The organism is Paenibacillus sp. FSL F4-0236 (genome assembly GCF_038000135.1).
GTDB lineage: Bacteria > Bacillota > Bacilli > Paenibacillales > Paenibacillaceae > Paenibacillus_AQ.
On record NZ_JBBOBK010000001.1, the window covers coordinates 65,496 to 80,702 of the forward strand.

The window sequence follows — 15,207 nt, forward strand, 5'->3', positions numbered from 1 at the left end:
TTAAAAATCAGAAAGTGGTGGCTTATTAGCCAACCACTTTCTGAAATATATGGATGATGTGGGGAGAAAATATATGGATGAGATTTTAACGGGAAAAAAAGTTAACCGGCATCCTAAAAGAAAAAAGAAGCAACCGATTACTATGACCTTGATTAAGAATCAGAAACAGCTGATTTGGATGTCAGTTCCATTGCTGCTGTATATTGTACTATTTGCGTACGTACCTGTTTGGGGATGGACAATGGCTTTTCAGGATTATAAACCAGCTAAGGCATTTGGCGAACAGACATGGGTCGGCTTGAAACATTTCAAGTTTCTATTTACGGATGATACCTTTTTAAGGGTACTACGAAACACACTGGCTATGGGATTAATTAATTTCTTTCTAGGATTTATAACCGCGATAACATTAGCCTTACTTCTTAATGAAATCAAAAATGTATTTTGGAAAAGAACCGTGCAGACCATATCCTACCTACCTCACTTTCTTTCCTGGATTATTGTAACAGGGATTGTAGGTGTCTCCCTCTCGGTTAACGACGGGATTATCAACATCGTGCTCATGAAATTACATCTTATCGATTCACCAATCCTTTGGTTGAGTGAAGGGAAGTATTTCTGGGGTATTGTGGGTGCTTCAACCGTCTGGAAAGAGGTTGGATGGAGTACAATCATCTACTTGGCTGCTATGGCTTCTATAGATCCAGCTTTATATGAGGCTGCTGAGATTGATGGGGCTAACCGGTACAAAAAAATGTTCAATGTAACATTGCCGGGAATTAAACCAACCATTGTAATCCTGATGATAATGTCCATAGGACATGTACTGGATGTCGGGTTTGAGGTTCCGTACTTGTTAGGGAACGGGCTTACTGTAGACTGGTCGGATACGATTGATATATTTGTATTGAAATACGGGATTGGGCAAGGGAATTACTCCTTAGCCACTGCGGGAGGCATATTTAAAACAGTCGTAAGTGTAACGTTGCTGCTTTTAGCTAACTGGACTTCGAAGCGGCTAGGGGAAGAGAGGCTGTTATAATCATGGAAAAAACTCAATTAATACCTCAGAAATCTCCAAAAAGTAATAGTAGAAAACGTATGAGAATTATAGGGATCGAACCAGTAGTGTTCGGTACCTTCAATACTATCTTTATGTTATGTCTAGTCATTGTTACCTTGTATCCATTCTTGAATACTATAGCAGTTTCCTTAAATGAGGGGAATGATACCATCCGCGGAGGCATTTATCTATTGCCTAGGGAGTGGACTATACAGAACTACAAAGCCGTTTTTGCCTCTGGTACAATTATTCCTGCTTTTTGGATTTCGGTAGCACGAACAGTGATATCTACGATCCTGAATCTATTTTTAACCACAATGCTTGCTTATACTTTAAGCCGGAAAGAATATGTTTTCCGCAAGCAGATTACCTTTGTTTTCGTTCTAACCATGTATTTTAATGCGGGTCTGATTCCAAACTATTTCCTAATTAAGGATCTTCATTTGCTAAACTCGTTTTGGGTATATGTAATACCAACTATGATAAGTGCATTTAATATGATCGTCATCCGTACTTATATTGGTAGCTTACATGAAAGTCTTATGGAATCCGCGAGAATCGACGGTGCCGGGGAATTCAAGATTTTTATGAAAGTAGTCTTCCCTTTATGTAAACCTGTTCTTGCTACCATTGCCCTTTTTGTCGCGGTAGGTGCATGGAACTCATGGTTTGATGCTTTTATCTACACCTCTTCCCGCCAGCACTTGAGTACATTGCAGTATGAATTAATGAAACTAATACAATCTAGTATGAATGCGAACAGTAGCGCAAGTGTAGCTAACGGGGCAGGGGTAACTGCAGAGTCAGCGGGGTCAATGGTTACTCCAAAGTCCATTCGTGCAGCCGTTACTATCGTTGCTTCGGTTCCAATTTTGCTAGTTTATCCATTTATGCAAAAGTACTTTGTAGTTGGAATGAATGTGGGAAGCGTGAAGGAATAAGCAGTTTGCAATCACTATTAAGGAATAGGAAGGTTGTTTGTTAAATTATGACCCAATCTCCGATCACATACACGAACCCAATACTTCCAGGTTTTTATCCAGATCCTAGTATCACTCGAGCAGGGGATGATTTCTACTTGGTGTGTAGCTCCTTCGAATATTTTCCTGGGGTGCCTATCTTTCACAGCCAGGACTTGATTCACTGGACACAAATTGGTCATGTATTAGATCGTGTAAGTCAGCTAGATACACGTAAGAGCAAAAGCTCTGGAGGTATATTTGCTCCAACCATCCGGTATCATGAAGGAACGTTTTACATGATAACGACCGAAATACACGGGAAGGGGAATTTCTATGTTACGGCTACGGACCCAGCGGGTCCGTGGTCAGACCCGATTAGTATTCCTTATGGAGGAATTGACCCTTCCCTAATGTTTGATGAGGATGGAAAGGTATATGTAACCACTCAGCAGGGAGCAGATTATGATTCCCACGCTATTCAATATGAGATAGACATTGCTACAGGAGCAGCATTAACAGAACCTGTTGTCATCTGGACTGGGGATGGTGGACCTTGGACGGAAGGACCACATTTGTACAAAATTAACGGAATGTATTATATCATGTCTGCTTCAGGCGGCACGGCAAAGGAACACCGAGAAATTATCGGTCGTTCTTCCTCCCCTTACGGTCCTTTTGAAAGATTAGAGCAACCGATATTGACCCATCGCGGGACTGATAGTCCCATTCAGTATCTAGGACATGCTGATCTGATCGAAGATCGTAACGGGGATTGGTGGGCCGTATTCCTTGGAGTACGTCTAGTAGATTCCAATTATACAGTGCTAGGAAGAGAGACCTTTCTTGCCCCTGTAACGTGGAATGAAGACGGATGGCCGATGATTGATAATAACGAAGATATCGTAGGAGTGGATATGAAGGTTCCGCGTGTACCGGGTCATTCGCCAAAACCTGAGACTAGCGGAAGATATGATTTTGATGACCCTGTATTGCCGTTGGGATTATCCTTTCTGCGGAATCCGGCAGAGGGAAGCTGGTCACTAAGCCAACGTCCGGGTTTTCTAGCTCTTCGAGGGCAATCGAAAGACCTTAATGAAGTGGGTCAGGTAGCCTTTATAGGCAGAAGACAGCAGCATACTTCAGCTGAATGGAGTACATTACTAGATTTTAACCCTACCGTGGACGGTGAAGAGGCTGGACTCTGTGCTAGATTGGACGAGAATGCACATTATGAAATTGCACTATCGCAAAGAAATGGACATAGAGTGATTACAGCTTATTTAACTGTTGATGGAACAACACATGTGGCTGCAGAGATTCCAACGATTGCTGGATGTTTATATCTGAAAATTCGGGCGGAGCTAACGGAATACACTTTACTTTATTCTTTGGATGGTCAGGAATGGATCGAGCTATCTAGGGCTCTAGCCTATCCATTATCCCCTCAAGCTGTCAAAGGAAACGGATTTACCGGTGTTCTTGTTGGTTTATATGCGACAGGTCATGGTAAAGTAGCTGAGGTACCTGCCCACTTTGATTGGTTCGATTATCGGTCATAATGAATAGCGTTTGTTAGGAGGGAACTTGTTGAGACAAGCTAGTGATTTTACAGAGCCTGCACTAAAGACAGTGTTCGCAGAGGATTTCAAGATTGGCGCAGCCGTTAACCCATTAACTATCCAATCACAGGAGCACTTGCTTGCTTATCATTTCAACAGTATAACCGCTGAGAATGAGATGAAATTTGAAAGTCTACATCCACTTGAGGATATTTATAACTTTAGGGCGGCAGACCAGCTGGTTGCCTTCGCCAGGAAATATAAGATGGCGATGCGCGGACATACCTTGATTTGGCACAACCAGACTACGGACTGGCTGTTTGAGGATAAGGGCGGAGGACCTGTAAGCAAAGAGATTCTGCTTGCACGAGTTAAATCACATATTCAGACCGTTGTAGGACGTTATAAGGAAGAAATTTATGCTTGGGATGTTGTAAACGAGGTAATCGCTGATGAGGGAGAAGAGCTTCTTCGCCAGTCGAAGTGGCTCGACATTGTGGGCCCAGACTTTATCGCCAAGGCGTTTGAATTCGCGCATGAGGCCGATCCAAAGGCTTTGTTGTTCTACAATGACTATAACGAATCCCATCCATTAAAACGTGACAAAATCTATAAACTGGTGAAGTCGCTACTGGAAGAAGGCGTGCCAATCCATGGCGTCGGATTGCAAGCACACTGGAATTTATACGATCCTAGTCTGGATGATATTCGTGCAGCGATCGAAAAATATGCATCGTTAGGACTTCAGCTCCAACTGACAGAGCTGGATGTATCCATGTTCCGTTTCGATGATAGACGAATGGACTTAAAGACAGTACCTGCTGAGCTGCTCGAGCTTCAAGCAGATCGATATGAAGCGATGTTCGCACTGCTGAGAGAATACCGGGACGTGATTAGTTCGGTTACGTTCTGGGGAGCAGCGGATGACTATACCTGGCTGGATGATTTCCCTGTTCGTGGGCGGAAGAACTGGCCGTTCCTATTCGATGAAGGGCATAAGCCGAAGCCAGCTTTCCATCGAATTATCACCTCTGCCACGAAATCATAGAGTGGGCAAGCTGCTCAAATAATGAACTGTGAACCCGTCCTTATATCGATTAAGGGCGGGTTATTTATACGTTGATAGATTGGTAGAATAGATCTCAAAGGGCGGATTAAAGTGAGCGTGACAATTAGAAGGATTCTGGAAGATTTAATAGGAGCCATGGAACAGATAGATGGGACTGTGGATACTCTTAAGCCGGGGAATCCGGAAATGGTGATTACAGGGATGGTTACGGCATTTTGCGCTACGCAATATGTTGTGGGACGAACGATTGCTATGAACGCCAATTTGATGATCACACATGAAGGTGTGTTTTACAGTCATCATGAGACGAACAAGTGGTTAGAGGATGACCCTGTATATCGCGCGAAACGGAGTTTGATTGAGCGTTCTGAACTGGCTATATTTCGTTATCATGATTATTGGCATCGGCATCAACCGGATGGGATCATGGTGGGCTTGCTACGAGAGCTTGAATGGTCAGCCTATGTGGTTGAGCAGCAATCCACTGCTACAATCCTATCGATTCCAGCTATGACGGTAAGTGAAGCGGCTCTGTATATAAAAAGAAAGCTAGGCATCTCCTATGTACGTGCTGCCGGAGACCTATCCCAGATATGCAGACATGTGGGGATATTAGTAGGTTACAGAGGAGGTGGGACGATGGCTATTCCTCTTTTTAATCAGCACAATCTTGATTTAATTATTGCTGGCGAGGGCCCCGAATGGGAAACTCCAGAATATGTGAGGGATGCTGTCCACCAAGGCAGATCAAAAGCGCTGATTATGTTAGGTCATGCGGAAAGTGAAGCTCCAGGAATGAAATATTTAGCTGAAGTTCTGGCACATAAATACCCAATGATTCCCACTTATTTTATTGCTGAACAACCGGTCTATCAGCTGGTTTAATTCGTATAAACCGAAATGAAGAATAAATTTGCATATTATGGAGAAAATGATTGGAAACCAGGTCACTGAGAAAGGAGTGCTTCAATGGAAATTCCTTTGGAGGCTGATGAAGTGTTAAGTCGTATCAAAAAGCTTCAAACTGATGGAAGCTCGATCAGCAAAAAACAAGTGAAGCAAAGCGATCCTGATCTTATGAGAAGTGCGCTGTTCTTTTTTCCGAGCTGGGAGCATGCATTGAAAAACGCCGATCTGTTGTAGCCATATGATTGTATAACGAAGCCGAGTGGTTCAGGGATTGATCTCTGATGGCCGCTCGGCTTTTTTTAGATATATTGAGTAAACAAGAGTAAAAGAAAGAGAAAACGAAGTGTATGCTCAATATGAAATGAAAAGCATGGCTTTCAACATTATTTTGCCCACGGCTCAACTTTACAAGAAACCTTACACGGAGTATGATTCATCACATAACTGACAATTACATAAGAAGTCCGCTTAATTTCCGTTAAGGAAAGCGGGGGAACCAACAACTGGGAACCAGTGTAACAATCGGTACTAGTTATGGGGTGAATCCTGTTCCAGGTGCATAAATGCATCCATGCAGGTAGGGCAACTCTCACTGCCCGAATCCGACAGCTAACCTCGTAAGCGTATGGAGAGAGGATGAATGGCGTATTTGATGATGAATAGCCACAGAGAATCCCTCTGTGGTTTTTTGCTGCGTTAAAAAGCAGATATAGTTGTAGAACCTATCTATGAAAGAGGTGTTAACTTTGCCTATTGCTAAACTGAATGGAACTTCGCTCTATTACGAAATCAATGGAACAGGGACTCCGGTTGTGTTTATCCATGGACATGGATTAACACATAGTATGTTCAAGCCACAATTAGAGTATTTTTCTGATAAATATAAAGTGATTCTGTGTGATTTACGGGGGAATGGCAAATCAGGTGAATTACTGCAGGCCCCAAACGAGATTATTGAAACCCAATGTCTAGATATAATAATGCTATTAAATGATTTGGGTATTCGTGAGGCTGTTTTTGTTGGGAGTGCCTATGGGGGGCTCGTCGTTCAGCATATTGCGAAACAATATCCAGAGCGAGTAAAAGCGATTGTTGTCGCGGATAGCTTTTGTAGAAGTCAGGCGTCAACGATAATCGGTAAAATCCAGCTTATGGCTGCTTATTGTAGCTGGTTAATGTATTACGCTCCAAGTGAGCTTGTACTGCCTTCGATTCGTATGATGTACCGGGAACGCTGGAATCTGGCTTATAACGAGATTAGAAGAGGACTTCTCGATAAACGTCCAAGGGAATTGTATCGGCAAAGGCTGGCTACGAGCCATGTGGATTACACTAGATGCTTAAAGTCTTTTAAGCGTCCCGCCTTATGTATTGTAGGTGACTTTAGTGAATTTGGAGTTAATTGTATGAAGGATATGGTGTCTCAGCTGCCACATGCTCAGTTAGTGATTATCCCTAACGCATTAGATCCTAGTAATCTGTGTCAGCCGGAGAAATTTAATGCTATACTTCAGCGGTTTTTGGAGAAACAGCAGGAAACTCAGCAGATTAGTTAATCTTAATGGTAAGTGAGAAATGAGAGGCGTCCCATAGCCGGGGAGTATGTACTGGCTACGGGGCGTTCTTCTGTATGTCTGTATTTTGTACAATGCTGTCTACTGATGTAAGATTAAAGTTATTCGATACTAACTATCTAAAGGAGCTGAGTCATGATGTCTCAAGCCGAAACCATAAAATTGACCTCATTATCTTCAAAAGGGGGCTGCGGCTGCAAAATCGGTCCCGCCGATCTCATGCAGGTTATTCGCAGTCTACCACCAACCGTTCCTAATCCGGATCTACTTGTGGGTCTGGATACCAGTGATGACGCTGGGGTATATCGATTAAGTGATGATCTGGCGTTAGTGCAAACTGTTGATTTTTTCACGCCGATCGTGGACGACCCTTATTCCTTTGGGCAAATTGCAGCAGCTAATGCGTTAAGTGATATTTATGCTATGGGCGGTAAGCCGCTTACGGTGCTTAATATTGTGGCCTTCCCTATTTCTGTTCTGGACAAAAGCATTCTCGGTGACATTTTGCGCGGTGCAGCAGATAAAGTGCAGGAAGCAGGAGCAACGCTTGTGGGCGGACATTCCATCGACGATAAAGAGCCTAAATTTGGATTGGCCGTTACGGGCCTTGTGCATCCGGACAAAGTAAGAACGAATGCAGGTGCGCAGGTAGGAGACAAGCTGATTTTGACCAAACCTATCGGTGTGGGCATCTTAACGACTTCTATTAAAAAGGATCAGCTATCCCCAGAAGAAACTACACGCCTTACGACAGTCATGTCTACACTGAATAAAAAAGCGGCTGAAATCATGGAGCCCTATGATGTACATGCTTGTACAGATGTTACCGGATTCGGGTTGCTTGGACATGCCTCGGAAATGGCAAAGGGGAGCAATCACGGACTGATTATTCGTCAAGGCGATGTACCGATGCTGCCAAGAGTAAGAGAGCTCGCGGAGCAGGGCTTTGTTCCAGGCGGCACTAAGAATAACTTTGCCCATTTGGAGGGCAGTATTCTTTATCCGGAAGAGATGGACCAATTAAGCCGCTATATTCTGTGTGATGCTGTGACTTCCGGTGGATTGCTGATCTCTGTTGCTCCTGAACAAAGTGAGGATTTGCTAAAAGAGTTAGTAGATGCAGGTGTAGAAGCAGCATTGATCGGAGAGGTAACGGAAGAACATCCGGGTCAGATTGCAGTTATAGCTGCGCAATAACGCTGGAGTTCAGCTTAGAGGCGACCTAAGAAGTTAGCCACCAGAGGAGAGAGCGCATTGTTTCAGGATATTACATTGGAAGAACTAAGAGTGTTAAAGAATAAGAAGCAGATCACCGTTATCGACGTTCGATCTCCTTCTGAATATAAAGATGCAACGCTGCCGGATAGCTTGAATATTCCCTTTTTTGATGATGAGGAACGGGCTGAAGTAGGTACGTTGTATAAACAGACAAGTGTGCAGGCTGCGAAAGAACGCGGTTTGGAGATTGCTGCTGCGAAGCTACCTTCCTTTGTCAAAGAATTTGCTGCGATTCAAGGGGACAAGGCTGTATTCTGCTGGAGGGGAGGTATGCGCAGCCGTACAACTGCGACCGTACTTTCTTTAATGGATATTCACGCTTACCGATTGATTGGCGGCTATAAAGCTTACCGTAAATGGGTACTCGATGAACTGGAGTCCTATGAATTCAAGGCGAAGCCTTATGTCATTCATGGAAATACGGGTACAGGTAAAACAAACCTGCTGCACCGCCTGAAGGCACAGAGCTATCCTGTTTTGGATTTGGAAGGAATGGCAGGTCACCGCGGTTCTATCTTTGGCGAGATCGGACTTCATGCAAACAATCAAAAAACGTTCGATAGTCTTCTTATGGAGGAATTAATTAAGCTTGGGGATGCTCCTTATGTACTGTTTGAAGCGGAGAGCAAAAAGATTGGGAAGGTCGTAATGCCCCCATTCATGGCCGAGCAGAAGGAGATTGGAACACAAATTTGGATTGAGATGCCACTACAAGCCAGAGTGCAGCAAATCCTTGAGGATTATCGACCAGAAGAATATAAAGAACAGTGCATTTCAGCATTTCGAAGTATCAAATCGCGAATTCATATCCCCATTGCGACGGAAATCGAGCGTTGCTTGCAAGCTGATATGTTCGGAGAGGCTGTTGCGCTGCTGTTAGAATACTACTATGATCCTAAATACGATTATACGTCTACTCAGTATGAAGGCATTGAGAGAGTTACCTTTAAGGTGAACAATTTGGATGAAGCTGAGGCTGCGGTAATCTCTTTTTTAAGTAATCAGAAGGTATAAGCTTTATGTACCGTAAAGTATGAGGGGTTTAGAGGAGGCTCGGCTTAACAAATGATCTATTTAGACTATAACGCTACAACACCTGTAGATAAGGAAGTAGCAGAGGTTATGATTCCTTATCTTTATGGTCATTTTGGCAATCCTTCAAGCAGTCATTCTTTGGGACAAAAAGCTAAAGTCGGAATCGAGCGAGCAAGAACACAGGTGGCTAATTTCCTGAATTGTACGCCGGGTGAGGTGCTTTTTACAAGCGGGGGCAGCGAGTCGAATAATACCGTCATCAAGGGCGTCGCCCAAACGTATCGACATAAAGGCAATCACATTATTGTGTCTGCTGTGGAGCATCCTGCGGTAATTAAACCGTGTCAGTATCTGGAGCAGTTGGGCTACACGATTACTTATGTACCTGTTGACGCGTATGGAATGGTGCAGGTAGATGATGTGAAAAATCAGCTTACAGACCAAACTATACTAGTCTCCATTATGCACTCTAATAACGAAACGGGCACGATTCAGCCGATCAAAGAAATAGCTGAGGTCTGCCATGAATGGGGTGTCCTTGTACATACCGATGCTTCGCAGTCCGCTGGAAAAGTAGAGCTTGATGTGGCTGAGTTAGGGGTGGATTTTCTAACGCTGGCAGGCCATAAATTATATGCGCCAAAAGGGATTGGAGCATTGTACATCCGAGAGAGCATTCACATCGAGCCATTAATTCACGGAGCAGGGCATGAGCAGGGGAGACGTGCCGGAACGGAAAACACCCCTTATATTATTGGATTAGGAAAAGCCTGTGAGCTTGCTTCGGACTCTGCATCCAGAGAGCGTGTGAAAGAAGTAGCGGATTATTTCTACGATAGATTGCAGAAGGCATTTGGCGACAGAATTCACCTGAATGGTCATAGGCATAAGCGATTGCCCAACACGCTTAACGTTAGTTTTCTTGGAGCGGTGGGTCACGAAGTGATTGCTTCGCTGGAAGATGTGGCTGCCTCAACAGGCTCAGCTTGTCATTCTGGAGAAACATTGATTTCACCTGTTCTAAAGGCAATGAATGTCTCAGCAAGTATTGGGCAGGGAGCGGTTCGTTTTAGTGTGGGACGGTATACGACTAAAGCGGAGATCGATGAGGTTAGCGGTAAGCTGAAAGAGTTTTTGTTGTGAGTGGATTGCCAGGGATAGCTAAGTTTGCTCAATAGCGTCTCTCCGGATCGAAAGATTAAGAAATTTTAATCGAATATTATAACAAAAGCATCTGTTACTCCTTTAGTGGGGAGGGCAGATGCTTTTGTTTGTGTTAGTGATTATACAATAGTAAAGCCTGCACTTGCATAACCAGTGACTGTATTTACAAGGGTAAGACCTGTAGCAGTGGCTGAGAATACCATAAGTAGACGTGTCTGCGGTGTCACAGCAAAATTGATACCATTCGTAATTCCGCTGACAAAAGTTCCTAAATTAATAGTACCAGTGATAGATGGAAGTGGTACTATTGCACCTGGAATAGGAGTAAATGTGTTATTTGGTGTGGCCGATTGGTACAATTGCGCTGTTACATTTATCGTAGTACCAAGAAGCGATAAAGCAATGGTATTACTGAAGTATGCAGCAATAGATGTTATCACTCCTGAACGAGGAACGGACATTGCAAAGTTGATAAGAGGTCCAAGAACAGTACCTGTCAAATCTATATTTCCACCAACAAGAGAAATGCCTGTGGCTGAACTTCCGAAGCCTATAAGGCTTGTTGTTCCCACCAAACCACCTAAAACCGTGGTCATAATAATTGGTCCACCAGATGCCAGTGGAATGATTGCGCCATCACCGGTTGCCCCAGTAACTCCTGTAACTCCGGTAGCCCCCGTCGGTCCAGCAAGCCCGGCAGTACCCGTAGCCCCCGTCGGTCCAGCAAGTCCAGCAGTACCCGTAACCCCCGTAGCTCCAGCAAGCCCGGCAGTACCTGTCGCACCCGTCGGTCCAGCAAGCCCGGCAGTACCTGTCGCGCCTGTCGGTCCAGCAATTCCAGCTGTACCTGTAGCGCCCGTTGCGCCAGCCAGCCCGGCAGTACCTGTCGCGCCTGTCGCTCCAGTTGCCCCTGCTCCAGGACCTGGAGGTCCCTGTATACCTTGCGCCCCAGTCGCACCCGTCGCGCCTGTCCCGCCAACACCATATTCTCCTTGAGGACCTTGAGGACCTTGAGGACCTTGAGGACCTTGAAGACCTTGAAGACCTTGAAGACCTTGAAGACCTTGAGGACCCTGAAGACCCTGCGCCCCTTGAGGTCCTTGCGGACCAGTCGCACCTGTTGCTCCACCAGCAATTAGTAAATAATCTAATGAACTACCTGGAGTTCCTTTGGGTCCAGCAACAGTAGCTATATAAGTGCTGCCATTAAAGGTTACTACTTGACCCGCTGGATACAATGGGCTTTGTGCCGGATTAAAGACTACAATACCTTGCAGCCCTGCACCAGTGGCTCCTTGAGGACCCTGAGATCCTTGAGGTCCTTGGGGTCCCTGAGGACCTTGTGGCCCCGTCGCACCTTTAATAGGTAAGCCAAGCGCTTGTGTAATAGAAGCTTGAATATGTCTGATTTGAATTACCAACTGATCTTTGCAATGAGGGTCAATCTTCGTAGCTAGAATAAAAGATAGTAACTCGGCTAACAGCTGTTGAAGATTAGTACTCACGCTCACGACGGAGAAGGGACTGACTTCAGAAGATACAATGGTTATTTCTACTACAGAAAGAAGCTCCGTTCTAAAAGGGCTGCATATCCTAGCCTCATGCAAGAATTCCATGAGCTCTCTTAACACTCTTTGAAGATTGGAAATATGAAGTGTAGTGGGATTCGTAAGTGCGGGGGGGACCACTGTAGCAAGCTCTGTGACTATTTTTAATAGTGCAGCACACTCTCTTTTTCTAACAGGACTGCTTATTCTTCCTTGTTTGTTTAGGATAGCGTCACCTTTGAATGGTCTATGATAATGATCCGACATGTTTCTGTATCTCCTCCTTGAGCTTCTCCTTTTCATACCTTTAAAAATTGGGAACCTGCCCAATCAGCATATTCTGAGAAGCTTGAGTTGTTACAGTAATCACGCTGGAAGTCGATGCACATGAACCCACATCAAAAAGGCAAGCCACCGCTAATACAGTAGCCTGCCTTTTTGATAGAGTAGTTTAGTAGTGTTATTGATCTGTACTCCGTTCGCATTCTCACTCAGCCTTCAGTTTTATGAACGAGTATTAGAACGCCTGTATTCCATCGGCGTGATGCTGAAGTTGCGTTTGAACATCCGATGGAGATAAGAACTGCTCGTGAAACCGGTCATTTCAGCAATATCCGATACGGACAGATCGCTCTCTTTCAAGAGGCGACATACTTCCTGCATTCGTACATCCATGATGACATCCACAATAGCTGTCATTGTTTGCTGCTTATAAAGACGGCTGACATATATAGGTGACAGGTTAAGCTCATCAGCAATCTGGTTCAGGCCCAGGCTGGGGTCCGTGTAAGATTGATTGATTTTTTGGTTAATTTGACGGATCAGATCACTTTGCTTAGAGCTACGTTTATCGACCTGTAATTCCTGAATATCATCGAAGAGTTGGTAAAAAGCTTCTTCAAGCTCCTTCATCGTCTCGTAATTCTCAAGTGAAGGTATCTTGAGGATATCTTCCACAGATGTAGAGCTGAGCTTTTTGATATTATCGATGATTCTCTTAATCGTTAGCGTCACCCTGGATAGCGTTAGTTCTAGTACATGGTAGGGGTATTGGTCCAATTCGCGCACGATGTCAGAGAAATGGCTACGGGCTTCGTCTGTTCTACCACTGGTGAGGGCATCGACCAGCTTTTTCTCGTTATCCGCAGGGTAAGAGTATAGGTTATTCTGCAATTCGTTAATCTTCTCCGCGTTGATTAGGCAGCCATGCCCATAAAAAAGTCTATGTTTAGAAGCTTCTTTGGCCTGGTTATATAGGCGGTTCAATCGATCTTGATTATCACTAACGGGACTGTACACTAGCGATAATCCTATTTTCAGATAATCGCAGCAAGCCACACGTATTTGCCTTAGCAACACTTCGATTAATTCCGAATCGAGATGTTCAGTGGACGTCATACTGCTAAGCAGCATAACAACACTATCATCGTTCATATCTACGCTTTCCACTTGATAAGTCTGACCGCAAATTTCCGAAGCGATATTCATGATCGCGAACTTGTATGCTAGTAGATAAGCACCTCGCTCTTGTCGCAGGGTATTGTATTCATCAATACGCAGCAATACTAGCCGATAACTCTCGTTTAAGCCGAAGGCAATACTCAGCTGCTCCAAATCACTTGGCCGGCTGCTGTGGGGTGATTTAATACCGAGAACAAGATTACGTAAAGAATTCTGTCTAATCGTAAACATACTGTTGCGCTTGTCAGCTTCAAGGCTATTCATTCGGCTTACAATGGAATCAATAGGAAGGTAGAGGTGTTTGGATAGCATTCTAGAAATGATAAGTCCGAATATTAAAATAATCAAAGAAATCAGTAGTGTTGTATTACGGATTTGGTTGGTCTGTTCTGTGATCACATTATATGGAGTAATGCGAACATACTGCCAACCAAGAGAATCTGGTGAAGTATAGGACACTAATGATTTCTGGCCTTTAAAAGGAGCTGTGAAATAACCTGCGGAGCGGGCTTTAACTTTATTCTCTATCCAACTGCTTTCATCCCCCGAGAGCTTCTCCAATGTCAGCTTGTTCCCCGATAGAAACCGATCTTGGTCATCAAGAAGATAAGTATTACCACTACCGGCGGTATTACTGTTAGCCAACTCCTTGTTTATCCAAGCTGCTGATATATTAACAATAACTGCAGAATTGATGGCACGGTCCCAGTTGATCGCATCATAGCAGAGATAAGTATAGACAGCGATAGCTTCTGATTTGGGTTCGCCGATGGAATAGGTGCGTGGGATCGGAGTGAATGTTTTGTAATCCTGATAATGATTCAACATCTGTATGATTTCAGTGTCCTCTAACTCTCCTGTGGAGTACACACCATTCTGCCCTTGCGCCGCTGAGATATATATAGTGTCATTATTTGGATTATAAACATAGATGGATTCAATGTATGGCATGGAGTTCAGATAGTTTCCGAGATCCGACATTGCAGCCGTAACCTCGTAAATGGAAGGTTTGTTGTAGAACAACAGATGGGAAATAGTGGAGGTCCTGTACAGCTGAAATGAAAGCGTTTGAGCTACTTCAGCCATGTTGACTACTTTTTTGCCAGTCTGAGTTAGATCTTTTAGATCGGAACGGAAGGTCTGAGTCTTTTCGACGCCGATGTAGTATGTATAGTACACGATTGTAGAGACCAGAAGAGTTAACGAAATACATAGTGTAATCGTTGTTAGCAGCTTGCCATACAGCAGTCTTTTTCTCCGTATATCATTATTCTTCATAATAGCCCTCCCCCGAAATATATGCGGCTTATTGGATAAGGCTCTGGATGAACTCTAGATATGAAGTCCTCTTATTATAATTGCCCTAGAGTGAACAGAACAGTGGAGTAACACTAGAATGTTGTATTTTACCAATATATAGCTGTGAAGAAAATAAATATTTGTGCACTTATCATCATTATTTTCGGGATATTCGAGTGCATTCCCCTATGTACACTGGCATTAACACTATTCATCGTTTCTTCATAAACATCCTTATTGTTCAACAGCGATTTCTCCAGTTTGTGCAGGAAAGCTATGAAGCTTCA

Annotated in this window: 12 protein-coding genes and 1 riboswitch; of the genes, 10 read left to right on the forward strand and 2 right to left on the reverse strand. The window is 44.0% G+C overall.

The features are described from left to right. Positions 1-73 precede the first annotated feature (73 nt). The 10 genes from NSQ29_RS00350 to NSQ29_RS00395 all read left to right on the forward strand — a co-directional run bounded on the left by NSQ29_RS00350 (position 74) and on the right by NSQ29_RS00395 (position 10,592). Positions 74-1,042 (forward strand): ABC transporter permease, encoded by a 969-nt coding sequence (locus tag NSQ29_RS00350; protein ID WP_076285296.1) that lies wholly within the window; start codon positions 74-76, stop codon positions 1,040-1,042. Positions 1,043-1,101: 59 nt separating this feature from the next. Beyond that, a complete protein-coding gene (locus tag NSQ29_RS00355; RefSeq protein ID WP_340975000.1) occupies positions 1,102-2,004 on the forward strand; it encodes a carbohydrate ABC transporter permease in 903 nt (300 codons plus the stop codon). 47 nt (positions 2,005-2,051) lie between these two features. Continuing rightward, complete coding sequence (locus NSQ29_RS00360) at positions 2,052-3,584, forward strand: glycoside hydrolase family 43 protein (protein WP_341124059.1); 1,533 nt, start codon at positions 2,052-2,054, stop codon at positions 3,582-3,584. A 28-nt stretch (positions 3,585-3,612) separates the two neighbouring features. Continuing rightward, on the forward strand, positions 3,613-4,632 hold the full coding sequence (locus NSQ29_RS00365; protein WP_341124060.1) for an endo-1,4-beta-xylanase: 1,020 nt from the start codon (positions 3,613-3,615) through the stop codon (positions 4,630-4,632). A 111-nt stretch (positions 4,633-4,743) separates the two neighbouring features. Continuing rightward, positions 4,744-5,538 carry a Nif3-like dinuclear metal center hexameric protein gene (locus NSQ29_RS00370; RefSeq protein ID WP_341124062.1) on the forward strand — a complete coding sequence of 265 codons (795 nt, stop codon included), beginning with the start codon at positions 4,744-4,746 and terminating at the stop codon, positions 5,536-5,538. Between the two features lie 84 nt (positions 5,539-5,622). Continuing rightward, positions 5,623-5,796 (forward strand): hypothetical protein, encoded by a 174-nt coding sequence (locus tag NSQ29_RS00375; protein ID WP_170880375.1) that lies wholly within the window; start codon positions 5,623-5,625, stop codon positions 5,794-5,796. 221 nt (positions 5,797-6,017) lie between these two features. Beyond that, a riboswitch (cyclic di-AMP (ydaO/yuaA leader) is annotated at positions 6,018-6,202 on the forward strand. Between the two features lie 88 nt (positions 6,203-6,290). Beyond that, a complete protein-coding gene (locus NSQ29_RS00380; protein ID WP_081383015.1) occupies positions 6,291-7,118 on the forward strand; it encodes an alpha/beta fold hydrolase in 828 nt (275 codons plus the stop codon). A gap of 156 nt (positions 7,119-7,274) precedes the next feature. Continuing rightward, entirely contained in the window at positions 7,275-8,333 is a 1,059-nt protein-coding gene (gene selD / locus NSQ29_RS00385) for a selenide, water dikinase SelD (RefSeq protein WP_042191699.1), read from the forward strand. A gap of 57 nt (positions 8,334-8,390) precedes the next feature. Then, complete coding sequence (gene mnmH, locus NSQ29_RS00390; RefSeq protein ID WP_341124064.1) at positions 8,391-9,428, forward strand: tRNA 2-selenouridine(34) synthase MnmH; 1,038 nt, start codon at positions 8,391-8,393, stop codon at positions 9,426-9,428. A gap of 51 nt (positions 9,429-9,479) precedes the next feature. Then, a complete protein-coding gene (locus NSQ29_RS00395; protein ID WP_341124065.1) occupies positions 9,480-10,592 on the forward strand; it encodes a cysteine desulfurase family protein in 1,113 nt (370 codons plus the stop codon). Between the two features lie 140 nt (positions 10,593-10,732). Here NSQ29_RS00395 and NSQ29_RS00400 read toward each other — a convergent pair whose 3' ends face one another. Together NSQ29_RS00400 and NSQ29_RS00405 are read right to left on the reverse strand one after the other, a co-directional pair. After that, positions 10,733-12,427 (reverse strand): exosporium glycoprotein BclB-related protein, encoded by a 1,695-nt coding sequence (locus tag NSQ29_RS00400; protein ID WP_341124066.1) that lies wholly within the window; start codon positions 12,425-12,427, stop codon positions 10,733-10,735. Positions 12,428-12,664: 237 nt separating this feature from the next. Next, positions 12,665-14,899, reverse strand: a complete 2,235-nt coding sequence (locus NSQ29_RS00405) for an AraC family transcriptional regulator (RefSeq protein WP_341124067.1) — start codon at positions 14,897-14,899, stop codon at positions 12,665-12,667. Positions 14,900-15,207: the final 308 nt, after the last annotated feature.